At 74.3% G+C, this 25,167-nt stretch carries 22 protein-coding genes; 10 read left to right on the top strand and 12 right to left on the bottom strand.

The genetic code is table 11. From position 1 onward, the window contains the following. Positions 1–125 precede the first annotated feature (125 nt). On the bottom strand, positions 126–1,082 hold the full coding sequence (locus TR50_RS16240) for an alpha/beta fold hydrolase (protein WP_152648427.1): 957 nt from the start codon (positions 1,080–1,082) through the stop codon (positions 126–128). A 210-nt stretch (positions 1,083–1,292) separates the two neighbouring features. On the opposite strand from TR50_RS16240, the gene TR50_RS47910 reads away from it, so the two are divergent. Beyond that, positions 1,293–2,714, top strand: coding sequence for an NAD(P)/FAD-dependent oxidoreductase (locus TR50_RS47910; RefSeq protein WP_052441038.1), 1,422 nt, complete (start codon positions 1,293–1,295; stop codon positions 2,712–2,714). Positions 2,715–2,730: 16 nt separating this feature from the next. Here the strand turns inward: TR50_RS47910 and TR50_RS16230 are convergent, their stop codons facing one another. The 5 genes from TR50_RS16230 to TR50_RS16210 all read right to left on the bottom strand — a co-directional run bounded on the left by TR50_RS16230 (position 2,731) and on the right by TR50_RS16210 (position 7,308). Continuing rightward, positions 2,731–3,486 carry an MgtC/SapB family protein gene (locus TR50_RS16230; protein ID WP_042421248.1) on the bottom strand — a complete coding sequence of 252 codons (756 nt, stop codon included), beginning with the start codon at positions 3,484–3,486 and terminating at the stop codon, positions 2,731–2,733. 87 nt (positions 3,487–3,573) lie between these two features. Beyond that, positions 3,574–3,861, bottom strand: a complete 288-nt coding sequence (locus TR50_RS16225) for a hypothetical protein (RefSeq protein ID WP_152648426.1) — start codon at positions 3,859–3,861, stop codon at positions 3,574–3,576. A gap of 69 nt (positions 3,862–3,930) precedes the next feature. Next, positions 3,931–5,286, bottom strand: coding sequence for a carotenoid oxygenase family protein (locus tag TR50_RS16220; protein ID WP_042421242.1), 1,356 nt, complete (start codon positions 5,284–5,286; stop codon positions 3,931–3,933). 54 nt (positions 5,287–5,340) lie between these two features. After that, positions 5,341–5,781 carry an SRPBCC family protein gene (locus TR50_RS16215; RefSeq protein ID WP_201776831.1) on the bottom strand — a complete coding sequence of 147 codons (441 nt, stop codon included), beginning with the start codon at positions 5,779–5,781 and terminating at the stop codon, positions 5,341–5,343. A 42-nt stretch (positions 5,782–5,823) separates the two neighbouring features. Continuing rightward, a complete protein-coding gene (locus tag TR50_RS16210; protein WP_042421237.1) occupies positions 5,824–7,308 on the bottom strand; it encodes a DHA2 family efflux MFS transporter permease subunit in 1,485 nt (494 codons plus the stop codon). A gap of 222 nt (positions 7,309–7,530) precedes the next feature. Between TR50_RS16210 and TR50_RS16205 the strand changes: the two genes are divergently transcribed. The 3 genes from TR50_RS16205 (at position 7,531) to TR50_RS16195 (ending at position 12,149) form a co-directional block, all read left to right on the top strand. After that, positions 7,531–8,766: a cytochrome P450, cyclodipeptide synthase-associated gene (locus tag TR50_RS16205; RefSeq protein WP_042421234.1), complete on the top strand. Its 1,236-nt coding sequence runs from the start codon at positions 7,531–7,533 to the stop codon at positions 8,764–8,766. Between the two features lie 101 nt (positions 8,767–8,867). Continuing rightward, a complete protein-coding gene (locus tag TR50_RS48170; RefSeq protein ID WP_201776830.1) occupies positions 8,868–9,365 on the top strand; it encodes an ATP-binding protein in 498 nt (165 codons plus the stop codon). A 1,530-nt stretch (positions 9,366–10,895) separates the two neighbouring features. Continuing rightward, a complete protein-coding gene (locus TR50_RS16195; RefSeq protein ID WP_042421228.1) occupies positions 10,896–12,149 on the top strand; it encodes a lanthionine synthetase LanC family protein in 1,254 nt (417 codons plus the stop codon). Positions 12,150–12,231: 82 nt separating this feature from the next. Here TR50_RS16195 and TR50_RS16190 read toward each other — a convergent pair whose 3' ends face one another. Next, positions 12,232–14,682 (bottom strand): S53 family peptidase, encoded by a 2,451-nt coding sequence (locus TR50_RS16190; protein WP_052441037.1) that lies wholly within the window; start codon positions 14,680–14,682, stop codon positions 12,232–12,234. A gap of 179 nt (positions 14,683–14,861) precedes the next feature. Between TR50_RS16190 and TR50_RS16180 the strand changes: the two genes are divergently transcribed. Further along, positions 14,862–15,914 carry a lactonase family protein gene (locus TR50_RS16180; protein WP_052441036.1) on the top strand — a complete coding sequence of 351 codons (1,053 nt, stop codon included), beginning with the start codon at positions 14,862–14,864 and terminating at the stop codon, positions 15,912–15,914. 106 nt (positions 15,915–16,020) lie between these two features. After that, on the top strand, positions 16,021–16,143 hold the full coding sequence (gene ykgO, locus TR50_RS16175) for a type B 50S ribosomal protein L36 (RefSeq protein WP_042421222.1): 123 nt from the start codon (positions 16,021–16,023) through the stop codon (positions 16,141–16,143). A gap of 32 nt (positions 16,144–16,175) precedes the next feature. Here the strand turns inward: ykgO and TR50_RS16170 are convergent, their stop codons facing one another. The 5 genes from TR50_RS16170 to TR50_RS16145 all read right to left on the bottom strand — a co-directional run bounded on the left by TR50_RS16170 (position 16,176) and on the right by TR50_RS16145 (position 22,018). After that, positions 16,176–17,336 (bottom strand): serine hydrolase domain-containing protein, encoded by a 1,161-nt coding sequence (locus TR50_RS16170; RefSeq protein ID WP_042421219.1) that lies wholly within the window; start codon positions 17,334–17,336, stop codon positions 16,176–16,178. Positions 17,337–17,492: 156 nt separating this feature from the next. Further along, positions 17,493–18,095, bottom strand: coding sequence for a hypothetical protein (locus TR50_RS42575; protein WP_052441035.1), 603 nt, complete (start codon positions 18,093–18,095; stop codon positions 17,493–17,495). A gap of 220 nt (positions 18,096–18,315) precedes the next feature. Further along, positions 18,316–19,191 carry an NmrA family NAD(P)-binding protein gene (locus TR50_RS16155; RefSeq protein WP_042421216.1) on the bottom strand — a complete coding sequence of 292 codons (876 nt, stop codon included), beginning with the start codon at positions 19,189–19,191 and terminating at the stop codon, positions 18,316–18,318. Between the two features lie 139 nt (positions 19,192–19,330). Beyond that, complete coding sequence (locus TR50_RS16150; RefSeq protein WP_042421214.1) at positions 19,331–20,590, bottom strand: DUF1501 domain-containing protein; 1,260 nt, start codon at positions 20,588–20,590, stop codon at positions 19,331–19,333. 87 nt (positions 20,591–20,677) lie between these two features. Beyond that, a complete protein-coding gene (locus TR50_RS16145) occupies positions 20,678–22,018 on the bottom strand; it encodes a DUF1800 domain-containing protein (RefSeq protein WP_052441034.1) in 1,341 nt (446 codons plus the stop codon). Positions 22,019–22,259: 241 nt separating this feature from the next. On the opposite strand from TR50_RS16145, the gene TR50_RS16140 reads away from it, so the two are divergent. The 4 genes from TR50_RS16140 to TR50_RS16125 all read left to right on the top strand — a co-directional run. Next, positions 22,260–22,562, top strand: a complete 303-nt coding sequence (locus TR50_RS16140; protein ID WP_042421212.1) for an urease subunit gamma — start codon at positions 22,260–22,262, stop codon at positions 22,560–22,562. Between the two features lie 14 nt (positions 22,563–22,576). Then, positions 22,577–22,888 carry an urease subunit beta gene (locus tag TR50_RS16135; protein ID WP_042421209.1) on the top strand — a complete coding sequence of 104 codons (312 nt, stop codon included), beginning with the start codon at positions 22,577–22,579 and terminating at the stop codon, positions 22,886–22,888. Positions 22,889–22,917: 29 nt separating this feature from the next. Continuing rightward, positions 22,918–24,636: an urease subunit alpha gene (locus TR50_RS16130; protein ID WP_042421372.1), complete on the top strand. Its 1,719-nt coding sequence runs from the start codon at positions 22,918–22,920 to the stop codon at positions 24,634–24,636. A 9-nt stretch (positions 24,637–24,645) separates the two neighbouring features. Then, positions 24,646–25,167: urease accessory protein UreF (locus TR50_RS16125; RefSeq protein ID WP_236654439.1), on the top strand; the 522-nt coding region annotated here is incomplete at its 3' end.

The raw sequence follows: 25,167 nt of genomic DNA, 5'->3' as shown, positions 1-25,167 counted from the left end.
GGCGTCGGGCTAGCGCTGGTTGCCACCGAGCAGACGGGTGAACTCCCGCACCTCGGCGATCGGCATGGCCGTCCGCGCAGCACGCTGTGTCCCGGAGTGGGCTCCAGCGCACACGCCTTCCGCGCCTAGCCGACGAACCGGTCCACCGTCGCGGTGAACTGCGGCGCGTCCTGGAAGAGGAAGGCGTGGCCGGCGTCCGGTTCGAGGAGGACACGGGCACGGCGGAGGTGGGCGGCCAGGTCGGCGGCGTTGGCGGACGGGTCGAGCGCGTCCTCGGCGCCGTCGGCGACCAGGACGGGCACCCGGATGCGGTCGACGCGGCGGCCGGAGGGGTCCTGACCGGCCATCCACCGCGCGATGGCGGAGTCCTGCGCGGACTTGACCGCCGTGGACGCGTGGTAGAAGCCGGGGTACTGCGAGACCGCGTAGCCGTAGGCGAGCATCGCCTGCCGCTGGTCGGCGGGGAAGAGGACGGACAGCGCCTCCAGCGGGTCCGGGCTGTCCAGCGCGGCCGCGGCGGCCGCGGGGATGGGCAGCGCGCTGCCCGTGCCGGACTGGGAGGCGGCGAGCACGAGCGGGCCTGTGCGGTCCGGGTGACGGACGGCCAGAGCCTGGGCGATCATGCCGCCCATGGACCAGCCGAGCACGGCAGGACGGTGCAGGTGCAGCGCCGCGATGAACGCCGCGGTCTGGTCGGCCATCCCGGGCACGGTGAGCGGCCCGGGCAGCGGGCTGGTGAGGCCGACGCCCGCGTTGTCGAAGACGACGACGCGATGCCGGGCGGCCAGGGCGTCGACGAAGCCGGGGGCCCAGTCGTCCATCGACGCGCCGCGCCCGGTGATCAGCAGCAGCGGACTGCCCTGCCCCTCCTCGCGGTAGCCGACGTCGCCGAGACGCGTGTGCGCGACCTGCGTGGGCGCCGCGAGGATGCCCGCCGGCGCGGATGGCGCCGTGGGCGCCGCGGGCGCCGATGCCGCGGTGGCGGGGCCGCCCGCCCCCACCGCGGCGCCGAGCGCCGCCGCCGACACCAGCACGGCCACCACGGCGCGCCGAAGTCCCTGTGTCCTGCCCCGGATGCCCATGCCCGCTCCCCCGCCCGGTTCCCGATCGTTCCGACGGGCAGTCAGCGTACGCGGCACGGCGCGACGGCCGCGCGCGGATTCGGCCAACCTGCCCGTCGGGCGCGCGACTTCGTGCCACTGTGCCCCCCTCGCGCGCATCCGTGCGCCCGCTGCCGGTAGGGATGGCCGGGTAGGGCAGGTGTCAGGGGCACAACCACAGGAGGGGGACGGATGAGCGGCGAGACGGCCGGACGTCGGGGCAGGGCCGTGGTCGTGGGAGGCGGCTTCGCGGGCCTGGTCGCGGCGCGCGTCCTGGCGGACCGGTTCGACGAGGTGACGGTGCTCGAACAGGATCCGGTGACGCCCGAGACCGGGGTGCACCCGCACGCGCCCCAGGGCTGGCACGCCCACGCGCTGCTGGCCAGAGGCGCCGAGGTGCTGGAGCGGCTCTTCCCCGGCCTGCGCGCGGAGCTCGGCGAGCAGGGCGCACCGGTCTACGACTACGGGGAGCGCATCAGCTTCCTGCTGCCGACCGGGTACGCACCGCGCGCCCGCACCGGTGTGCTGATCCAGTCGTTCACCCGCGACGTGCTGGAACGCGGCATCCGCCGCCGCGTGCTGACGCTGCCCCAGGTGCGTTCCCTCGCACCCGTCCGGTGCGAGGAGCTCATCGCCGGGCCGGACGGACGGGTGACCGGCGTCCGCTACCGGCCGGTCGGCGGCGCGGCCGGCCACGAGACGCCGGTCGAGCTGGAAGCCGACCTGGTGGTGGACGCGTCGGGCCGTTCGGGACGGCTCGAGGACCGGCTGCGCGCCCTGGGCGTGCACGCACCGGCGCCCCGGGTGCTGGACGCGCGGATCACTTACACCACCGTGCACTTCCCGCGCCCCGACGGCCTGGACTACGACGTCGCCTACCAGATGACCTTCGCGCCCGACATCCCGCGCGGCGGGGTCCTGCTCGCCGTCGAGCACGGACGCTGGACCTGCTCGCTGTTCGGCTACGACGACCAGGCGCCGCCCACGGACGCGGAGGGGTACCTGGACTTCGCGCACTCGCTCGGCAACCCGCACCTGGCCGAGCAGCTCGCGGACCGCACCGGCGCCGAGCCCGTCCACCGGTACACCAACGTCAACAGCCGCTGGTTCCAGTACCACCGCAGCCGGAACTGGCCGGAGCGGCTGATCGCCCTGGGCGACGCCGTGTGCGTCTTCGACCCGGTCTACGGGCAGGGCCTGACCGTCGCCGCCCTGGAGGCGGACCTGCTGCGCCGGATGCTCGGGCAGCGCCAGGACGCCGCCGGCGGGCTGGACGGCCTCGCCCGGCGCTACCAGCGCGGGGTGGCCCGAGTGCTGCTCGCGCCGTGGACGATCTCCGGCAACTCCGACCTGATGTGGGACCCGGAGCACCGGCCGATCGGCGCGCGCATCGCCCACGCCTACAACCGCCGCCTGTTCGCGGCGGCCGTGCACGATCCCGCGGTGTGGGCGCGCTTCGCCCGGGTGGTGAACATGGTCGCCTCCCCGGCGACGCTGTTCCACCCGTCGGTCCTGGCCAGGGTCCTGCGGCCGGGCACGGCCCACCGCGTGCCGCCGGCGCCCGCCGCGAGGACCCCCAGCGCGGTGGCGACGCAGGCGCGGGCGCGGGAGTGAGCCTGCCCGTCCCCGCTCACTCGTCCGAGTGGTCGGTCCTGCTGCAGGCCAGCACGCCGGGGAGGGCGGCGATCTGCAGTTGGAGGCGGTGCGGGTCGCCGCGGCCCTCGACGGAGAGGGAGACCTCCACGGTGGACTCGTCCTCCTGCGCGAGGAAGACCGGGCCCGCCGGCCTGCCCGCCGAGAGCGTCGCGAGCTCCGCCAGCAGGAAGTCCCGGTCCAGGCACGCCTCGACCAGCTCGCGCAGCATGCCCAGGCGCTGGATGTAGGTGACGCGGTAGGTGTACCGGGTGGTCCGCAACGAGGGGAGCAGGTGCACGAGCGGGCGCAACGCGAAGGTGACGAGCAGGTATCCGGCCGTGGCGACGGAGGCGAGGATCGGCAGTTCGGCCCCCGCCGCCGCGCCGACGGCGGCGACGAGCCAGATGCTGGCCGCGGTCGTCAGACCGCGCACGGAGGTCCGCTGGACGAAGATGACGCCCGCACCGATGAAGCCGACCCCGGAGACGATCTGGGCGGCCATCGTGGCCGGGTTGATGTGGATCGCGCTCCCGTAGCGGGTCATGTCGAGGAAGCCGTACTTGCTCACCATCACGAACAGGGCGGAGCCGACCCCGACGACGATGTAGGTGCGCAGCCCCGCGGCCTTCTGCCGCAGCTCCCGCTCCAGCCCGATGACACCGGACAGCACGAAGGCGAAGGCGAGGCCCAGCAGCTGGCTCCATCCCTCGCCGAGCGGCTGGGTGACCTCCAGGGCGGTGAACTGTGCCATGGCGCCATCGTGCCCCGGCCGACGCCGTCGGGCGCGGAGGTCGGCCCGGTGTCGCCCGGCTGCGTCACCCGCTGCGTCGCGGCTGCCTCACCGCTGCGTCGCGGCGGTGTCAGGGCGCGTAGGCGTCCAGGCGCGCCCGCTGCCGTTCGCGGGCGCGGCGGCCAGCAGCTCGCCGAGGTCCTCGTGGTGGTGGGACTGGTGCCCTCTCAGGATCACGTCGCGGTCCGGGATCCCCGCGCGTTCCTGTGCGACGACCAGGCGGCGGATCTCCTCCTGCTCCGCCGCCTCGGGCCCGAGCTCGACCGGGAGGTCGAGACGGCGTGGGTCGTCGCCCGGAAGGGCCACCGCGTCTCGTTGCGGCGGCTCGGTCGTCACGTCCCTACGACGCCGACGCCCTCCGAGCCGCTTGCGGCCGGAGGGCGTCAGCCGTCGCGTCGGCGGGGCTCAGCCGCGCGGGTCGCTGTCGGGGATCCAGGAGCCGTGGAGTCCGGCGGCCACCCGGTGCGGCAGGTGGACGGTGGCGACCCGGTCGAGGCCGCAGGCGTCGAGCACCAGCAGCTGTGAGGCGTCCTGCTTGAGGTCGGAGACGACCGTGAGCAGGTAGCCGTCGTCCTCGCGGGTGGCCCCGGCGGCGGGGACGAAGACGGCTTCGCCGGGCATGCGGGCGTCGCCGACCTGGTGGACGCGGCGGGCGCCGGTGGTGCGGTCGTACTTGACGACGCCGTAGCCGCCGAAGCCCTTCTCATCGGGGAAGGAGACGGCGTACTGGTAGCGGTTCTCGGCACCCAGGTACTGCTCGTTGAGGGTCGGGAACTCCACCGGCAGGTCGTCGACGATCTGCTCGTCGACGGTGCCGGCGGCCGGGTCGACGACCCAGCGGCGGGTGTAGGAGCGGGAGACGGGCTCGGAGCCTCGGCCCGGGGCGCCGATCCACCAGTTCCAGGAGAGGTGGAAGCCCTCGCGGTCGACGGTCGGCCCTTCCAGGACGATGCGGCCCTGGCCGTCCTCGTAGGCGTTGGCGACGTGCAGCACGTTGCCCGGTTCGATGGTGAACCAGCGCACGCTCTGGGCGCCGTCCTGACCGCGGGGCATGACACCGATGCGGGCGGGCTGCTCGTCGCTCCAGCCGTACGGGATGCCGGAGTGGTCGGCGGGGTCGAAGGTGACGTTGCCCTCGATGAAGACGACGTGGCGGCGGGTGATCGCGAAGTCGTGCTTGAGGGCGGCGCTGGCTCCCGGGATCTCGGCGCTGTGGACGATTCGGCCCTTGGCGTCGGCGACGTGGTACACCAGGTAGGGCGGGAAGGGCGAGGACCCGAAGAAGTGCAGCTCCCCCGTCACCGGGTCCTCCTTGGGATGCGCGGTCATCGCGGTGCGCAGCTTGCCGCCGAAGTCGAAGGCGCCGACCGTCTCCAGCTCCGCGGTGAGCTCGAAGGGGTAGTTGGCCTCGCACAGGGCGAGCAGGCGGCCGCCGTGCTCGATGACGTGGGTGCCGGCGGCACTGGCGGTCAGGTCCGGGCCGTGGTCCGTCATGTAGGGGGCGCCGTCGAGAGCGGGGGTGTGCACCCAGCGGTTGCGGTACCACTCCGCGCGGCCCTCGCGCAGCTGGATGCCGTGGACCATGCCGCTGCCCTTGAACCAGTGGGTGGGAGTGACGCCGGGCTTGGGGTTGTGGCCGTTGCGGAGCAGGCGGCCGGTCAGCTCGGTGGGCAGGTTGCCCTCGACGGTGAGCTCGGTGGCGGTGACCTCGTCGGCGACGGGGGTGTAGTGGCCGGTCAGGTAGGGCTTGTCGGCGGTCATGGCGGTACCTCGCTTGTTGGTTGTCGTGGTTGTGGCGTGGGAGTTGATGGACGATCAGCCGTGCTGCTCCGAGCGGGACTTGAGGCGTGCGAGCCAGGCGGTCAGGGACTGGTGCAGCGCCTCGCCGAGCTGCTCGGCGGCGGCGTCGACGGGGGCTCCGCTCCAGGACTCCTCGGTGTGCACGGTGACCTGCTCGCCGGTCTGTTCGAACGTCCACACGTGGACGCCCTCGATGCCGCCGGCCGGACCGCCCCAGACGATGCGCCGGCCGGGGACGACCTCGCGGAGGGTTGAGCTGATGTCCAGGCCGTGGGTCTGCCAGCGGAAGGAGGAGCCGGGCAGCAGCGGGCCGTCGATCTCGGCGTGGTCGACGTCCGCGTTCCACTCGGCCCAGGCGTCGATGTCGGTGTGCAGGGCCCAGACGCGCTCCAGCGGGGCGTCGACGACGGTGGAGAGGCGGACGATCACGGGAGCGGTCTCGTCGATGGTGAACACGGCGGTGATTCCTTTCGGTAGGGCGGTTGGAGAGCGAGAGGGTCAGTGGTGCGCGACCGGCTGCAGGGCCGCGGGTCGGTCGGCCGCGGGGGCCGGGTCCGGAGTCGGGGGCGGAGTCGGAGTCGGGGTCGCCGTGCGTCGGCACGACAGCAGCAGCGCCAGGACGGCGGTCGCGGCCAGGACGCCGGAGCCGATGCCGAAGGCGAGGCGGTAGCCCTCCGTCAGCGCCTCGGGGTGCGGCTGGTGGGCGGCGGCGTGGGCGGTTGCGGAGCCGGCGAGGGTGGCCAGGACGGCGAGGCCCACCGCTCCCCCGACCTGACGGGTCGTGTTGACCAGGCCGCCGGCCAGCCCCGCGTCCTGGCCCGGGACGCCCTCCACGGACAGCGCGGTGAGCTGCACGAAGGCGACGCTCAGGCCGAGGCCGATGAGGATGCTGGGCCCGACGACGTCGGCCGCGTAGCTGCCGTGGGCACTGATCCGGGACAGCCACAGCATTCCGGCTGCCTCCGTGAGCAGGGCCGCGGTGACGGTCGCGGTGGCGCCGAGACGGCGGGAGACCCGCGACGCGAGCGTGGAGCCGAGCATGTTGGCGAAGGCGAGCGGGAGTTGGCCCAGCCCCGTGGCGAGCGGGCTGGAGCCGAGGACCTGCTGCTGGTACAGCGGCAGGAAGAAGAACAGGGCGATCCACACCGATCCCAGCAGCGCCATCAGCAGGTTGCCGGAGGCGACCCGGCCGGTCCGGAAGAGTCGGGGTGGCAGCAGCGGGTTCGGGTGGCGGCGTTCCACCAGCACGAACGCCGTCAGCAGCGCGGCGGCGACGGCGAAGCCGCCAAGAACGGAGGGGTCGGTCCAGCCGGTGCCGCGCGCGGTGGTCAGGCTCCACACCAGCGCGGTGAGGGCGACGGTGACGGTGGCGGTGCCGAGGAGGTCGAACCGTCCGGACGCCCGGGGCTGCTGCTTCGGCACGACGGCCAGGACGGCGGCCAGCACGAGGAGCGCGCCGACGGCGACCGCGTAGAAGATCCACGGCCAGCCCCACGCCTGGGTGAGCACCCCGCCGAGGAGGACTCCGGCCGCGCCTCCCGCGCCGGACACCGCTCCCCACACCCCCAGGGCTTTTCCGCGGCCTGGCCCCGGCGGGAAGAGGTCCATCACCAGCGCCAGCGCGGCGGGGGCGATGGCCGCCGCTCCCAGGCCCTGCACCGCCCGCGCGGCGATCAGCACGGCGGAGGCGGACGCGAGCCCTGCGGCCAGCGAGGACGCCGCGAAGACGGCGAGGCCCGCGAGCAGGACGCGGCGTCGGCCGAGCAGGTCCGCCGCCCGACCGCCGGCCAGCAGCAGCGCCCCGAAAGCCAGGCCGTAGGCGTTGACGACCCAGGTGGTGCCGCTGTCGGACAGGCCCACACCGGAGCGGATCTGGGGCAGGGCCACGTTCACGATCGAGGTGGCCAGCATGACGGGGAACTGTGCCCCGGCCAGCGCCGCGAGCGCGGCTCCGGGACTGCGGTCGGTGTCGGTGGGGTTCATGGCTCGTAGCGTGGCCGCGTCCACTGTCCACTTCCCAGGCCGGACGGGACCCCGGCACTGTCCACGGCTGTCCAGGGCTGTTCACGGCTGTTCACGGCTGTTCACGCAAGTCCCGCCGATCGACGGTGTCGGCCGGGGCCCGGGGCTGTCTATAGTCCGCAGCAGCCGGACGTCCCGGCGCCTCCGCGCGCCCGTCCCCCTTCCGAAAGGCCCGCAGCACCCGTGCACGATCCCCGCTTCAGCGTCCTGTCCGAGGACTTCGCCGCCGCGCCCCACCGGTACTACTCCCGACTGCGGGAGCACGCGCCGGTGCACCACGAGCCGGCGGCCGACAGCTGGTTCCTCTCCCGCTACCGGGACGTCAGGCGGGTGCTGACCGACCACGAGGCGTTCACCACCGAGACGCTGCAGGTGCGTGCCGAACCGGTGATGCGCGGCCCGGTCCTGGCCCAGATGACGGGCGCGGAGCACACCGCCAAGCGGAAGATCGTCGTGCGGGGCTTCACCGGCCAGGTGCTGCAGGACCAGACCCGCGTCATCCGCGCCAACGCCGCCGAGCTCCTCGCGCCGCTGCTGGCCCAGGGGCGGATGGACCTGGTCAACGACTTCGGCAAGCCCTTCGCCGTCCGCGTGACGCTGGACGTCCTCGGCCTGGACAAGGAGGACTGGCGGCAGGTCACCGCCTGGCTCGCCGGGGTCGGCGAGTTCATCACCAGCATCGGCCTCACCCCCGAACGCCGCCGCCACTGCCTGGACTGCGCCGAGGCGTTGGAGGGCTACCTCGTCCCCGCCATCGAGCAGCGGCGCCGCCACCCGGGCGAGGACCTGATATCGCTGCTGAGCACCACCGCGTTCGACGGCGTCACCATGACCACCCGTGAGGTCACCGCACTGGTCGTCAACGTGCTGGTGGCCGCCGTCGAGCCCGCCGACAAGACGCTCGGGCTCCTCTTCAAGCATCTGATCGACCACCCCGAGCAGTTGGCGCAGGTCCGGCGCGACCCGGCCCTGCTGTCCGCGGCCATCGCCGAGACGCTGCGCTACACCCCGCCCGTCCAGCTCATCCCCCGCCGTGCGGAGCGGGACTCCGAGTTCGACGGCGGCGTCGTCCCGGCGGGCGCCACGGTGTTCTGCATGGTCGGCGCGGCCAACCGCGACCCCGAGGCGTTCACCGCCCCGGACACCTTCGACATCCACCGCCAGGACCTCGGCACCGCGCGCTCGTTCACCGCCGCCGCCCAGCACCTGGCCTTCGGCACCGGGCTGCACCAGTGCGTCGGCGCCGCGTTCGCCCGCGCCGAGATCGAGACGGTCGCCGCGCTGCTGCTGCCGCAGCTCGACGGGGTGCGCCTGCGGCCCGGTTTCGCCTACCGGGAGGCCGGTCTGTACACGCGCGGCCCCGTCGCCCTGCCGCTGGACTTCACGCCGGTGCCCGAACCGGTCGCCGCGCTCCGCTGACGCCACGGGCCGTCCGCTGCCGTGCGGTCGCCGCTCCCGCGGCCCGCACACCGCCCTTGGTTAGGATCGTGCGCAGCGACATGGGGAAGGGGGAGGCCGTCATGGCGTCCGTGGGAGAGAGACTGAGCAGCGCGCGCGTCCAGGCGTTCGTCGGCCGGGACGAGGAGCTCGAGCGCTTCGCCGACGCGTTGGCCGGTGAGGCCGACGCCCCCTTCGCGTTCTACGTCTTCGGGCCGGGCGGCATCGGCAAGTCGACGCTGCTGCGCCGCCTCGCGGACCAGGCCCGCGCGGTCGGCCGCACGATCCTGGACCTGGACGGCCGCTTCGTCAGCCGGGACCCGGCCGACTTCGAACGCGAGGCGGCCCCGTTCCTCGGGGCGCCCGGCACGGTGCTGTTCGTGGACTCCTTCGAACACTGCCAGTGGCTGGAGAGCGGCTGTGGCAGCGCTTCCTGCCGCGCGCCGCTGACGACACCCTGGTGGTCCTGGCGGGCCGGCTCGCGCCGCACCCCCAGTGGACGGCCGACCCGGCGTGGACCGAGATCCTCTACGTCCACGAGCTGGAGCCGTTCTCCGAGGAGCAGGCCCGCAGCCTGCTGACCACCACCCAGGTCCTGCCCGGCCTGCGGGAGCGCATCATGCGCTTCGCCGGAGGCAACCCGCTGGCGCTCTCCCTCGCGGCGGCCGCCGGGACGGCCTCCTTCGGCCGGGAGGAGTCCTGGGCGCCGTCGGCCGACATCCTGCGCCCGCTGCTGGCGGGCCTGATCGGCGAGGTGCCGACGGCGGCCCACCGGCGCGCCCTGGAGGTGGCGGCCCAGGCCTACTCGACCTCCGAGGAGCTGCTCGCGGCGGTGCTGCCCGAGCACGACGCGCACCAGCTGTTCACCTGGCTGCGGGACCTGCCCTTCATGGAGTCCACCCACCGGGGGCTCCACCCGCACGACGCGGCGCGCGAGACGCTGGCCGCCGACCTGCGCTGGCGGGCTCCCAACGCGTTCGAGACGATGCGTCAGCGTCTGGCCGAGGAGTACCTGCGGCTGCTGCGCGAGGCTCCCGAGGAGCAGGTCTTCACCGTCACCGACGAGCTGTTCCACCTCTTCCGCGACGGCCGGATCGTCGCGCGCACCCGTACCTGGCGGCGCGAGGACGAGGTGCACGACCGGCCGCTGCACCCCGACGACCTGCCCGTCGTGCTGCGGATGGCCGAGGAGACCGAGGGCCCCGCCTCCGCCGAGCTGGTCCGCTACTGGGCGCAGCGGCAGCCCGAGGCGTTCAGCGTCTACCGCCTGGTGACGACGGGCCGGATCGTCGCGTTCACCGCCCGGCTCGCCCTGCCCGCCCCGGCGGACCCCGCGGACCTCGCCACCGACCCCGTCGTCGCGGCCGCGTGGGAGTACACCGAGACCGCCGGGCCGGTGCGACCCGGCGAGCACATCGGCGTGAGCCGCTTCTCGGTCTACCCCGAGCGCTACCAGGTGCCCTCGCGCGTGATCGACCTGAGCAGTTCCCGCGCGCAGGCGGAGTCCGCCCGCGCCCGGGGGCGCGCCTACGGCTTCGCCGTCTGGCGCGACGCCGACGCGTGGGCCGAGCGCGTCAAGGGCAGCCTCACCGACACCGCCGCGCGCCCGCAGGTCGGCGAGCACAGCTACGGCGTGTTCGCCGTCGACTGGCGGCGCACCCCCGTCGAGACCTGGCTGCGCCACTTCATCACGGCCACCGCCGTCCCCGCGCCGTCCGGACCGTCCGGGCTCTCCCGCGCCGCGTTCGACCAGGCCGTCCGCGAGGCCCTGGCCCACTGGCGCGACGCCCACGCGTTCGCGGCCTGCGCCCTGACGCGCTCCCGCCTGGCCGCCGATCTCGCGGACCCCGCCGAGGAGTTGCGCGCCCTGCTGCGCCGCGCCGTGGACGACCTCGCGAGCGACCCGCGCGGCGTGCGCGCCCGCGAGGCCCTGACGGCGAGCTACTTCTCCGGCGCCCCCACCCAGGAGGCCGCCGCCCGCCGCCTGGGCCTGCCCTACGGCACCTACCGCCGCCACCTCCGCCACGGCCTGGACCTCCTCTGCGAGGCCCTGTGGGAGCAGGAGCTGCACGGCCCCCGGTGACGGCGGTCGCCATGGCAGACTCGCCCTCATGTCGACGACGCGACCAGGTGATGCGGAGACGCTGGCGGCGGGGGCTCTCGACTGGCTCCTCGGATCCGCGCGCAGTGTGGCGGACCGTGCCCTGGCCTGGACGGGCACCCCGACCGATGACGAACTCGATCCCACGCTCTACAGCGGGACTTCAGGTGTCGTCCTGGCGCTGCTGGAGGCCCGGCGGCATTTCCGCGACGACCGGTACGGCGACGCGGCGGTGCGCGGGGCCCGGAGCGTCGCGGCCGCCGTCGAGGGGTGGGATTCCAGTTCCCTGTATCTCGGTCTGGCCGGGATGGCCGTCGCGTTGGGCGCCGTCCACGGCGAGCTGGGTGACGTGGCATCAGGCGCTGCCGCGGAACGCGCCTGGGACCGGGTGCGCTCACGCTTCGACGGGACGCGTTGGAGCGAGCAGTTCGAGCTGCTCTCCGGCAACGCCGGTATCGCGCTCGGCGCGTTGGCCGCCGGCGACGTCGAACTCGCGCTCCAGGCGGTGACGCCGTACCTGCGCACGACGGAACCGACCCCGGGCGGCGTGCAGTGGGAGACGCGCGCCGGCCGGTCGGCACGGCTGCACCACGTGTCGCACGGCACGCTGGGCGTCGTGCACGCCCTGGCCGCGGTGGGCCGGGCCGCCGGAAGGGCGGACCTGATCGAGCTCGCCGTGGCCGGCGCCCTGGGCGTCACGGCACGCAACGACGCCGGTCCGACGGGCTTCCTCGTCCCCCACTCCGATCCCGCGCTGCGGCCCGACCGCATCGAGCGCTACAGCTACGGCTGGTGCCACGGCCCGGCCGGCGACGCCCAGGTCTTCCGACTGCTGCGCGACGTCCTCGGCGACTCCGCCTGGTCGAGGCTGGCGGACCAGTGCTGGTACACCGTCACCCGTTCCGGCCTGCCACGCCGGCTGCGGCCCGGCTTCTGGGACAACAACGGCCGCTGCTGCGGGACGGCGGGGGTGCTGGCTCTGGCCTGCGACCGGCTTGTCGAGCAAGGCGACGGACTGGACTTCGCGAACGTCCTCGTCTCGGACCTCGCCTCCCGGGCGACCGTCGACGCGGACGGCGTCCGCTGGTCGAACCTCGAGCACCGGAACACTCCCAGCGCGCTCGAACCGCGGACCGGGTGGGCGATGGGCAACGCGGGCATCATTCGAGAGCTGCTCCGCTTCGCCCGCGCCGGCACCGGAGGAGACCCGGCCTACGCGGTCGCGTGGCCCGACCACCATCCCGCCGAGGCGCCGAGGCGCTGACCACCGGACGGCCCGGCGACCGTGAGGCCGCCGGGCCCGGCTGACCGGTGAGGATCGTGGCCCCGGTCGGTGCCGGTCGCCGCTACCGGCCGTTCGGATGGTCCTTGAACCAGGTCAGAAAGCCCGGGGCGATGCTGCCGACGCCCGTGACGTCGTCGTAGCCCTGCGCGGTCTTCAGCGAGCTGTCGGAGTCCATGCCGATCATCATCGGGTCGTGGTTCTGGTCCCAGGTCTCCGCACCCGGCTCGTGGCCCAGCGCGGCGGGCTGCCCGGCGATGTCGTGCAGCGCGGGGGTCCCGGCGAGCTTGTAGAGGACCGGGTTGGCGAAGCCGACCGGCACACCGCCCGCGGCCTGTTCGGCGAGGGCCTCCACGCCGGAGAACAGCGGCGTGGCCAGGCTGGTGCCACCGGACTGGTAGACGACGTACGGGCCGCCGCTCATGGTGAAGCGCGCGCCGCCGGAGCCGTCCGGCACGACGCCGACCGTGCCCTCGGTCTCACCCACGAGGAGGCCGGTCCACCAGTCGCCGTCCAGGCTGACGTCCGGCACCTCGCGGTCGGCGGCGCCGGTGGCGGCCGTGGTCAGCGAGTCGGGCACGACGCCCTTCTGGTACGGAGGCTCCGGGAAGACCCTGCTGTTGCCGCCGCCCGCGCCGCCGACGAAGGCCGAGGCGTCGCCCCAACTGCCGCCGGACAGCTGGTGGTACCAGTTGCCCCAGCCCGTCTCCCAGGCGTAGCGGCCGGCCGCGTCGATGCCGAGGCTGGTGCCGCCGACGCCGGTCGCGAAGGGGTCGGAGGCCGGGAAGGCGACCGCCGGGGTCGGCGACATGTCGGACTTGCCGGAGGCTTCGGTCGCCTGCTGGGTGTAGTCGCCGTTGTCCATGCTGGCGAAGTTGAAGCTGATGCCCTCGGCTGCGCCCTGCTCGAAGATCTGGGTGTCGGCCTGGTACTCCTCCTCGGGGTTGTCGGCCTCGGGGCCGCCCCAGGAGCAGCTGACGATGTCGGCGGAGCGCTTGCTGACGATGGACTCCATGACGTTGTCGAAGTCCGGGTTGTTGTTGGTGCGCGCGCCGTAGTAGACGATCCTGGCGCCGGGGGCCATGGCGTGCGCGGCCTCGATGTCCATCGTCTCCTCGCCCGCCCAGTTCTCCACCGCCTGCGGGTCGGTGGCCGGGTCGAAGCCGCCCGCGGGCGTCACCTGGGTGAACTGGCCCGGCGTGAACTGGGGCAGGCCCATCTCCGTGTTGTAGCGGGCGAGGTCGCGCACGATGGTGGGTGAGGCGTAGGCGTCGACGATCGCGATGGTGACGCCCTTGCCGGTCAGGCCGCTCGCCGAGACGCCGTAGGCGTGCCGCAGCTGGCCGGGGGTGTAGCCGCACAGCCGCATCGGCAGCGCGCCGCCCCAGGGCGCGGCCGGCGCGTCGCTGTAGTGCTTCTCGCCCCAGTAGCGGCTGCACCACTGGGTGTTGACGCCCGATCCGGCGCCGGGGGTGAACTTCCCGGCCCCCGCCGAGACCGTCCGGCCCGTCTTCCAGGGGACGGTCGGGGTGACGCGGACCGCGTAGCTGGAGACCGGCGAGGTGGTGGTCAGACCGGTGACGCTGGAGACGTACTCGCCGACGTTGGACGGGTACTGCGGGCGGCTGGTGGGCGAGATGTCGACCCGGCCGTCGTGCTTGAACCGGTCGATCCGCACCTTCAGCGTGGACTCGACCTCGGCCAGGGTCGTCGACACCACGATCGACTGGTCGTCCTGGGAGACGATCCGCATGCCGGCCTGCTGGAGCCACTGGGTGACGGCGGATCCGGCGTCCTGCACGTTGACGAAGGTGGAGTCGAACTCCGCCGGTGTCAGGTACTTGTGGTAGTCGGGCGTGCCGGGGGTGCCGACCTGGGCGGCGTAGCTCGCGAGGTCCTGCGGGTGCTGCTTGGCGATCCAGACGGTGCCCTGGACGACGGTCCGGGGGTCGGCGGGGCCGATGTCGTTCTTCTTCGCGGCCCAGCCCGGCGGGCTCCAACTGGTGCCGCCGTCGGCGGAGGTGCTGCCACCGTCGGTGCCGGTCGCCCCCGTCGTCCCGGTGGTGCCGCTGGCGGAGCTGTGGTGGGCGGTGGCGCCGATCAGGGCGGTACAGCCGCCGACCACGACGACGAACGCGACGCCGAGCGCGATCAGCAGTCCCTTCTTGGAACGCTTCGGCCCGCCGGGACCGCCACCGGGACCACCGCCAGGGCCCCCAGCGGGACCGCCGCCGGGCAGGCCCGGTCCGCCGCCGTAGGGCGGCCTGCCGCCGCCGTACGGGGGCAGGCCGCCGCCCTGCGCGGGCTGCCCGCCGCCGTAGGGCGGCTGTCCGCCGTACGGGGGCCGACCCGCACCGTAGGGCGGCTGCCCGCCGTACGACGGGGGCGGCGGCGCGACGGGCGGCCGGGAGCCGTACGGGTTGGGCGGCTGCTGCGGGAAGGGGCCGTTCTGGTACGGGTTGTTCGACTGCGGCCCCGTACCGCGCGGTCCGTTGCTGTAGGGCGGGTAGCTCACCGTGAGCCCGTCTCCTCAAGAGTCACCCGGGAGCCCATGACAGACCGTCAGGCGCGCTCGGTCCCCCGGTTGCCATGCACACTCCTCGCACGCCCGTGCGCATAGTAGCGACACGCCAGGCGCGTCCGTCACTCTGGTCACACCATCCACACATCCCACGACCCGAGGAGAGCGACAGCGTGAACGGACCCCACCTGCTCGTGACCGGCTGCTACACCCCGGAGATGAACGGGCACGGCAGCGGCCTCACCTCCTACCGGCGGGATCCCGACGACGGCTCGCTGACGCCGCTGGACGCGCTGGCCCTGCCTTCCCCCTCCTACGTGATCCAACACCCGTCGCTCCCCGTCCTCTACACGGCGAACGAGGCCGGCGAGGAGGGGACTGTCAGCGCCGTGGCGATCGGGGCGGACGGGTCGCTGCGCGAGCTGGCCAGGGTGTCGAGCCGCGGCGGCTCGCCGTGCCACCTGGCCGTCGGCGGGGCCGGGCGTCGGCTGGGGGTCGCGAACTACGGCTCCGGCACGACGCTGCTGCTCGACCTCGACGAGACCGGGCTCCCGGACGGAGTGGCGCGACTGTGGCAGGGCGACCCGAGCGCCGTCGGACCGCGGGCCGACCGCCAGGACGCCCCGCACGCGCACATGGCCGTCCCCGGTCCGGCCGGGCTGTGGCACGTCGTGGACCTCGGCACCGACCAGCTGCTCGGTTTCCACGCCGACGACCCCGGCACCGCCGACGGCGCGGACCCGACGGTCACGGCGCTGCCCGCCGGGGCGGGCCCGCGCCAGCTGGTCCGCGGCACGGACGGGACGGCCTATGTGGTCGGCGAGCTGGACTCCCGCCTGTACGCGCTGAGCGAGACCGGGCCCGGCGCGTTCGAGGTGCTCGGCTCCGTGGCCGCGAGCGCGGCCGGGACGGAGTCCGGCAACTACCCCGCCCACCTGACCGTGAGCGAGGACGGCGCGCGGCTCTACCTCTCCAACCGCGGCGCGGACACGGTCGCACTGTTCCGCACCGTGCCCGGCGGCCTGCCGCGATTCGAGGCGGAGTACCCGTCCGGCGGCTCCTGGCCGCGCCACATGGAACTCGCGGGCGACCACCTCTACGTCTCCAACGAACGCGGCGACAACCTCGCCGTCCACGCCGTCGACCCGGGGAGCGGGGCGCTGACCCTCCTGCACCGGCAGCCCGCGGCCTCGCCCACCTGCGCGGTCGCCGTCCGCCTCGGCTGAGACGGGGGGCGAGGACCGCGGGAATGTCCGGACGACCGGCCGCGTTAAGGAGCACACGAGGGCAGAGGTCCTTACCTGACCTCGCCGCAAAGAAAGGGGATGCCCCGTGAAGGTGCGCAACTCACTGCGTTCGCTCAAGCAGCAGCCCGGCTCGCAGATCGTCCGCCGCCGCGGCCGTGTCTACGTGATCAACCGGCGCGACCCGCGCATGAAGGCCCGCCAGGGCTGAGCCGCCCGATCACGCCCGTCAGCGCCCCCGGCTCACGCTTCACCGTGCAGCAGCGCGCACACGAAGTCCTCCTGGACGGCGCGCATCCTGGTGAAGACGTCCGGGGCGCTGGTGGGCGTGATCTGCGCGTTCACCGAGAACGTGAGCGCCCGGCGGCCGTCGTGGGTCCCGGCCGCGAACTGGGTGTAGCCGGGGGTGTTGCCGGTGTGGCCGTAGACCACGCCGCAGCGCGTGGTGTAGCGGAAGATCGCCAGCCCGGCCTGGTTGCGGCCGGGCCCGGGCGGCTCGGAGCTGCCGTCCACGAACGTCAGCTGCTGCCGCCGGACCCACGGCGCGACCAGCGAGCCGCCCGCGTAGGCGCGGATGAAGGTGTTCAGGTCCCTCGGCGTCGACACCACGCCGCCGGAGGCCCAGCTGCCCGACGCGCCGAACAGGGTGCTGACGTCCTCCAGGCCCGTCGGCGTGTGGGCGTAGCCGTGCAGGTACGGCAGCGGCAGGGTGAAGCCGGACGGCAGGCTCGTCCGGTCGAGCCGCAGCGGGTCGTAGACGAGCTGGTCGAGCAGCGTCTCGTACCGCTGGTGCGTCACCGCCTCGGCCATCAGGGCGACCGCGATGTTGTCCGAGTTCGAGTAGGCGTACCGGGTCCCGGGGGTGAACTCCAGCGGCTTGTTCCGCACGAAGTCCAGCAGACGCCGGGAGTCGAACCGGTGGTGCGGATCCTTCATCAGGATGGCGCCGAAGGCCGGGGCACGGCTGTAGTCGGGCAGGCCGCTGGTGTGCTGGAGCAGCTGACGCAGGGTCACCTTGCCCCAGCGTGCCGGGAGCTGCGGCAGGCGCTCGGCGATGGTGTCGTCGAGGCTCAGCCGACCGCAGCTGACCAGCGCGAGGGCCACCGCGCCGCTGAACGCCTTCGCGGCGCTCGCGATCCTCATGTGGTCGTCGATCCCGGGCGGCCGCCCGGTGCGCACGTCGCCGTCCCCGGCCCGCACCACGACCGTCCGCCCGTCGATCCGGAAGACCGCGACGGCTCCCGGAGGACCGCCCGCCTGGCGCACCAGCGCCTCCAACAGCCGCTGAAGGCGTTGGTCCTGCCCCGGCCGCTCGGCCCGCGCGGGAGCGGCGGCTGTCGTCAGGGCGATGCACAGGGCGGTCAGCGCGGCGATCGCGGCGGACCGCCCACGGGCGAACGGCATGGGACTCCTGCCTCCGGCTCCCGGGAGAGCCGGACGTCTGCGCGGGCGGGCGAGATTCCGCTGACAACGTCACCGCACCCGAGGGCCGCGAAACGTCTCTGAAGCCATGTCACCCGCGTGCGGTCCCCGGCCGGTCCCGTGCCTGCATGCCGTGGTCTACATCCCGTGGTCCTGGCCCGTGCACGCGTCGAAGTAGTGGGCGGGGTCGAAGTGCTGGCCCTTGCCGGGGAAGTACCACTCGATCGCCCGGTAGGCCGCCCTGCCGTGGCACGTGCCCAGGTCGAAGGCGACGACCACGGCCTGCTCGGCGGTCCCCTGGGCGACCGACTGCCCCGGGGCGACGTACTCCGCCGTGCCGGTGCCGTCGGCGCTCGCACCGCCCCACGTCGACCACTTCAGGCTGCTCACGATGCCGGTGGGGTCGCCGTGGTTGTCCAGCCCGGCGGGCCGGGCGACGCCGTACCCCTGCACACCCGACGCCCAGACGGTCCCCAGCACGGGCACGGACGCAGGCGCGGCGGCGGCCGTGGCCGACGCGGTCCGGGTCGGCGACGTGGGGGTGGAGGTCGGGCTCGCCGCCGTCGTCCCGGCGACAGCCGCGGGGGTGCTCGCCGTCGCTGACGCGGAGGCGGCACTGGAGGCGGTGACGGTTCCCGAGCTCGCCGTGGCGGAGCCGGTGGCCGGACCGCAGGCGCCGAGCAGCAGCACGGAGGTGACGGCGGCGGTCGCGAGAGTCGCGCGGCGGGCAGTGGAGCGCATGAGGGGTCCCCCTGGGAGCTGGCGGTGTGCCGTTTGGCAGTGTTTGGTGCGTGGTGAGCGATTCCCACCCGCCGCTCGGAACTCTAGCCACCGGCCGGGCTCCCGATTCCTCATGCGGGCCACGGCCTTGCAACAGCCCTGTGACAGCCGCCAGCTCTGTGACGACCGACAGCCCTGTGCCAGCCGAAAGCCCTTGGACAGCGCCGGGCGCGAGGAACGCTCAGGCCCGCAGGCGCCGGTAGCTCTCCGGATGGGCGGCCAGGAACTCCGCGAAGGACTGCGCGGCGCGGCCGGTCAGGGCGAGGACGGCGTCGGAGACGACGTCCATCTCCCCCGTGGCCACGGCCTCGTACGAGCTGACCCAGCCCGCGACCTCCCAGTCCGGCGCGCCGTAGACGGCACGGGAGGCGTACGCCTCCGCGCGGGTCTCCGGATGGTAGCTGACGGCCCGTCCGGCGGCGCGGCCGATGGCGGCGGCGATCTCGGCGAAGCCCAGCGCCTCCGGACCGGTCAGGTCGTAGGTCGCGGCGTCGTGCCGGCCGTCGCGCTCGCGGTCCAGCAGGACGGCGGTCGCGGCGTCGGCGACGTCGTCGTGGGTGACGGCGGCGACGCGCCCGTCGCCCGCCGGGCCGCGCAGGACGCCGTCGTCGCCGGTCATGGCGACCAGGTCGGACTGGTAGCTGCTGTCCCGCAGGAAGGTGAACGGCACCCCGGCGGCGCGGATGTGCTGCTCGGTGTGCCAGTGGTCGCGCGCGTAGGTGAACGTGGCCTCGGGCGCGGCGCCCAGGTAGGACAGGTAGACGATCCGCCGCACGCCCGCCGCGAGGGCGGCGTCCACGGCGGTCCGGTGGATCTCCACCCGGCCCGGCCCCTCGTGCGCGGAGCACAGGAACAACGTCGTGGCCCCGGTGAGCGCGCGGCGCATGGCGTCCGCGTCGTCGTAGGACGCCTGCGCGGTCTCCTGGGCGGGCGAGTGCGCCAGCTTCGCCGCGTCCCGCCCGAGCGCCCGCACGGTGACGCCCTCGCCTGCGAGCCGCCCGGCGATCCGGCCGCCGACCCGTCCGGTCGCTCCGGTGACCGCGATGACCTCGTCCATGCCGGCTCCTCCTGGCTCTGTCGCCCTTGTCGCCCCTGACCGCTGACCGCCACTCTGCCGGGCGCGGCCCGTCCGCGCACGCGGACATGCGCGGACGGACAGACGCGGGCGGACAGACGCGGGCGGACATGCGCGGGCGTCAGACGAAACCGAGCCGGGGGAAGTCCTGGCCGAGGACCTGCTTCGGGTCCGCGGCGAGAACCCGGTCGAGCAGGGTCGCGTAGACGGAGCGGAAGTCGGTGGTGAACTTCAGGTCCCCGGCGTCGAGGTCCGTCAGGCTCGGCTGGGCCCCGTAGAAGCCGCCCCTGACCGGCGCTCCCGCGACGAAGAGCGGGGCGGCCGTGCCGTGGTCGGTGCCCTGGTTGGCGTTGGCCTGGACGCGGCGGCCGAACTCGGAGTACGCGGCCAGCACGACCGGGTTGGCGCTGTGGGCCACCTTGCCGAGGAAGCCGCTGACGGCCTGGTCGAACTCGCCGAGGAGCTGCTCCTGGGTGGCCTTCTCGCCCGCGTGCGTGTCGAAGCCGCCGAGGCTCACGGCGTAGACGCGGGTCGGCGCCTTCGCGGCGACGCAGGCCGCGACCACGTCCAGCTGCTGTGCGAGCGAGCCCTCCCCGCCGGAGCCCGAGGCGGCCCCGCCCGTGGACGCGGACGTGGAGGTGGGCGTCGAGGTGGCAGTGGAGTTGGAAGTCGGGAGTCCGTCGAGCACCGGGCCGAAGGTGTGCGCGACGGTCAGCAGGTCGCGGTCGGCGGTGGCCGCCGCGGCGAGGGTGGCCGGGTCGTCGGAGGCCGCCGCTCCGAGCGCGGTGAAGGAGGCGAGGGTCCGTCCCTTCGGCAGGTGGAAGGCGCCGAGCGGAAGCGCGGAGCCGGACGTCGTCGCCCCGGCCAGCAGCGGCGGCAGGGTGCCGCCGAGCGAGACCGCGGCCAGCGGGTCCCGGCCGTGCGCGTCGAGCCAGCGGCCGAGCCAGCCCGTGGTGGCGGGGGCGGAGGGCGAGGCGGTCTGCCAGATGTCCATCGACTGGAAGTGGCTGTGGCTGGGCTGCGGGTAGCCGACGCCGCGCACGATCGCCAACTCCTTCGCGCCCCAAAGCGAGTGCAGCCCCTTGAGGGCGGGGTTGAGGCCGAGGCCTTCGCCGACGTCGAGGACCTGGCCGGGGGTGTAGGCGAGGTCGGGCCGGGCGTCCTGGTAGGCGGAGTCTCCGGCCGGGATCACGGTGTTGAGACCGTCGTTGCCTCCGTAGAGGGTGACCAGCACCAGGACGGGTGTACCGCCCGCCAGCGGGCGGGTGGCCGCGCCGTGGGCCAGGTCCTGCCAACCGATGACCGCGCCTCCGGCCGCCAGCGCGCCCGCGCCGACCACCCCGGAGGCGATCAGGAACTTACGCCGGGTCCACAGGTCCATTCCCGCAACGTCCTCTCTGTCCTCTCGGTCTGCCGCGTCGAATGCGGCATGCGCGGCTTCCGCACGCGAATCAGTCGAGCGCGCGGGTCAGTTGACGGCGTACTCGGGCGCGGCGAGCGCCAGCGCGACGAGCGTGCGCGGCTGGCCGGCCACCTCCTGGAGCGCGGCGCGCGACCGCGCGCTCCAGGCGTCGAGCCCCAGCAGCCGCGCCGTCGCGTCGACGCGGGAGCCGACCGGGGCCGAGCTCACCACGCCCAGGTCGGCCTTGGTGACCGCCCAGCGCGCGAAGTCGAGCCGGGCCTGCACGGCCGCCGCCGTCAGCCAGGCGTCCCCGGACGGCCAGCCGCCGACATTGGGCGGCTCGAACGGCACCTGCCCGAGGCGGCGCAGCGCCGCGAGCAGCATCGTGCGGTCGGCGTCGTCCGGTGTGACGCCGAGCGCGCGCAGCGCGCCGACGACGTACTCGACGGGCTGCTTGGCCAGCGCGCCGACGACGGCCGGGCCGCGGAAGACCGGGTCGAGCAGGAGGGCGCGCAGCAGCGCGGTGAGGTCGCGGCCGGAGCCGTAGGCGGTCTGGAGGCGGCTCATCACGTCGGCGGGGACCGGGCCGGGCGCGGCGTAGCGGTTCCACATCCGCGTCACCACCCAGGCGTGCGAGGCGGGTTGGTCGACGAGCAGGTCGACGAGGGCGACGGAGTCGTAGTTGGCGGTGCGGCCGAGGACGGTCTTGGGTGTGTCGTCGTGCGCGGCGGGCACGAACACGAGCTGACCGCTGGTCCGGTCGAGCCGCCAGCCGGTGAGCGCCCGGGCGGCGGCGCGGACGTCGTCCTCGGTGTAGTGGCCGACGCCGAGCGTGAACAGCTCCATGAGCTCGCGGGCCAGGTTCTCGTTCGGGGCCTGCCTGGTGCTGCCGGCCTCGTCCAGCCAGACGGCGAGGGCGGGGTCGCGGACCATGGCCTGCGCGAGCGCGCCGAAGTCGCCGCCGCCGAGGCTGCGCAGGGTCTGGTTCTGCCGGAGCATCAGCGCGGCGCTGCGCACCTTGACGACCGAGGTGGCCCAGTGGCCGTGCCAGAACCAGGTCCGCTTCTCCACCAGCGGCCCACTCGCCCGGACCATGCGGTCCAGCCACCAGCTCGCCAACTGGAGGTACTGCTGCGCGCGTTGTCGGTTGGCCTGCTTGCGGGCGGCCGGGTCGCGGCCCGGGGCGGGAATGTCGGCGAACGCCGGCGGCGGGGTCGCCGCGACGCCCGGGTCGGCGCTGCCGACCGGCCCGGCCAGCAGGGCGGCGACGGTCGCCTCGTAGCCGGCCTGCTCGGCGGCGTCGATCTCGTCGGCCCGCCCGCCGAACCCGGCCCGCCGCAGCAGGTGCGCCACCTGTGCGCGCGTCGACGGAGCCGTGGCCGCCGCACCCGTCGCGTCCGCCTTCACCGTGCACCTCCCCGACCCACCCGGGCCGACCGCCCGCGCGCCGTCACGGCCGACGGTAGGAGCGCTCTTTGTGGAATCTCTGTGGCCCGGACGGCCGTCGGGGCCGTAACCCGGTGTGGGTCGGTCAGGTTACTTCCGTGTGACGCGCGCAGGAGGCGGCCTGTCCGTCGGATACGGTGACCGCACCCGCGGCACGAGGGTGTGCTCGCGTCCTTCCTCCCACCCGAGGAGTTCGACGCCGATGAGACTGACCCCGCACGAGCAGGAACGGCTGATGATCCATGTCGCGGCCGACGTCGCCCTGGCCCGCCGGGCGCGCGGGCTGCGGCTCAACCACCCCGAGGCGCTCGCCGTCCTCACCGTCCACGTGCTCGAGGGCGCGCGGGACGGGCGGACCGTCACCGACCTGATGGTGTCGGGGCGGTCGGTCCTCGGCCGCGAGGACGTGATGGACGGCGTGCCCGAGATGATCCGCGACGTGCAGGTGGAGGCGACGTTCCCGGACGGGACGAAGCTGGTGACCCTGCACGACCCCATCCAGTGAGCGGCGGACGAGACGTGATCCCAGGCGAACTGCTGCTCGGTGACGGCGTGGTGGAGCTCAACGCGGGCCGGGAGGTGACCGCGCTGACCGTCGTCAACACCGGCGACCGGCCGGTGCAGGTCGGCTCCCACTACCACTTCGCGGAGGCCAACCCCGGGCTCCGCTTCGATCGCGCCGCCGCGCGCGGGCGGCGGCTGAACGTGCCGGCCGGCACGGCCGTGCGGTTCGAACCGGGCATCGCGATGACGGTGGAGCTGGTGCCGCTGGGCGGCCGGCGCGAGGTCTGGGGGCTGCGCGGCGAGACGGCAGGGCGGGTGGAGGCGTGAACGAGCAGCGCCCGAGGGCCGCGGCGGCCCTGACCGTGACCCGCCGCCGCTACGCCGACCTCTACGGCCCGACGGCCGGGGACCGGATCCGGCTGGCCGACACGGACCTGCTGATCGAGGTCGAGCAGGACCTGTGCGGGGGCGGCGACGAGGCGGTCTTCGGCGGCGGCAAGGTGATCCGGGAGTCGATGGGCCAGGGCCGCGCCACCCGCGCCGAGGGCGCGCCGGACACCGTCGTCACGGGCGCGGTGGTGCTGGACCACTGGGGCGTCGTCAAGGCGGACGTCGGCATCCGCGACGGCCGGATCACCGCGCTGGGCAAGGCCGGGAACCCCGAGACGATGGACGGGGTGCACCCGGCCCTGGTGATCGGCCCGGAGACCGAGGTGATCGCGGGCAACGGCCGGATCCTGACCGCAGGCGCCGTCGACGCCCATGTGCACTTCATCTGCCCGCAGTTGTTCGAGGAGGCGCTGGCGAGCGGGGTGACCACGCTGCTCGGCGGCGGCACCGGCCCGGCGGAGGGGTCGAAGGCGACGACGATCACCCCCGGGTCCTGGCACCTGGCCCGGATGTTCGCGGCGGCCGAGCAGTACCCCGTCAACCTGGGCCTGCTGGGCAAGGGCAACACCGTCTCGGCGGACGCGCTCCGCGCCCAACTGCGCGGCGGGGCCGTCGGCTTCAAGATCCACGAGGACTGGGGCGCCACTCCCGCCGCCATCGACGCCTGCCTGCGCGTCTGCGACGAGAGCGGGGCCCAGCTCGCCCTGCACACGGACACCCTCAACGAGGCCGGCTTCGTGCAGGACACCCTGGCGGCGATCGCCGGGCGCGGCCTGCACGCCTACCACGCCGAGGGCGCGGGCGGCGGGCACGCGCCCGACATCATCACGGTGGTGTCCGAGCCCAACATCCTGCCCAGCTCCACCAACCCGACCCGTCCGCACACCCGCAACACCGCGGCAGAGCACCTGGACATGCTGATGGTCTGCCACCACCTCAGCGCCGACGTCCCGGAGGACCTGGCGTTCGCGGAGTCCCGGATCCGTCCGTCGACGATCGCGGCGGAGGACGTGCTGCACGACCTCGGAGCGATCTCCATCATCAGCTCGGACTCCCAGGCGATGGGCCGGATCGGCGAGGTGGTGCTGCGCACCTGGCAGACCGCCCACGTGATGAAGCGCCGCCGCGGCGCGCTGCCCGGCGACGGGCGCGCGGACAACCTGCGGGCGCGGCGCTACGTGGCCAAGTACACGATCAACCCGGCCGTCGCGCAGGGCCTGGACGCGGAGATCGGCTCAGTGGAGCCGGGCAAGCTGGCGGACCTGGTGCTGTGGACCCCGGCGTTCTTCGGGGTCAAGCCGGACCTGGTCGTCAAGGGCGGGCAGATCGCCTGGGCGCAGATGGGCGACGCGAACGCCTCCATCCCGACCCCGCAGCCGGTGCTGCCGCGCCCCATGTTCGGCGCGAGCGGCCGGGCCCCGGCGGCGAACTCGCTGAACTTCGTGACGCCGTGGGCGCTGGAGGACGGCCTGGCGGACCGGCTCGGCGAGGAGCTCGGCGTCGCCAAGACCTTCGCCCCGATCCGGAACACGCGCGGCGTGCGCAAGGAGCACCTGCACGAGAACACCGCGCTCCCGCACGTCAGCGTCGAGCCGGACACCTTCACCGTGCGGATCGACGGCGAGGCGGTCGAGCCGCACCCGGCGGAGGAACTGCCGATGGCTCAGCGGTACTTCCTGTTCTGAGGGGGACCGGTGACCGACCTCGCGCTCCCCCTCAGGCTCCCCGCCGCGCTGCTCGTCCTCGCCGACGGGCGCTTTCCGGCGGGCGGCCACGCCCACTCCGGCGGCGTCGAGGCGGCGGTACGGGCCGGGCGGGTCGGCGACACCGCGAGCCTGCGGGAGTTCTGCGCCGGACGCCTCCACACCGTCGGCCTGACGTCCGCCGCGCTCGCGGCTGCCGCCGCCACGGCCGGGACCGACCCGGCGGCGCTCGACGAGGCCGCCGAGGCCCGCACCCCCTCCCCCGCGCTGCGGGCGGCCTCCCGCCGCCTGGGCCGCCAACTCCTGCGCGCCGCACGCGCGGCATGGCCCGATCCGGCGCTGGACCGGCTGGCACGCACCCTGCCGCGCGGCGCGCACCAGCCCGTCGCCTTCGGGGTGGTCGCCGCAGCCGCGGGCCTCGGCCCGCTGGAGGCGGCGACGGCCGTGGCCTACGAGACCGTCTCCGGGCCGGTGACGGCCTGCGTCCGGCTGCTCGGACTCGACCCGTTCCAG

Source organism: Streptacidiphilus anmyonensis (assembly GCF_000787855.1).
Classification (GTDB): domain Bacteria; phylum Actinomycetota; class Actinomycetes; order Streptomycetales; family Streptomycetaceae; genus Streptacidiphilus; species Streptacidiphilus anmyonensis.
The sequence above is the reverse complement of the archived record's forward strand: the minus strand, read 5'-3'. Positions and strand labels throughout refer to the sequence as shown.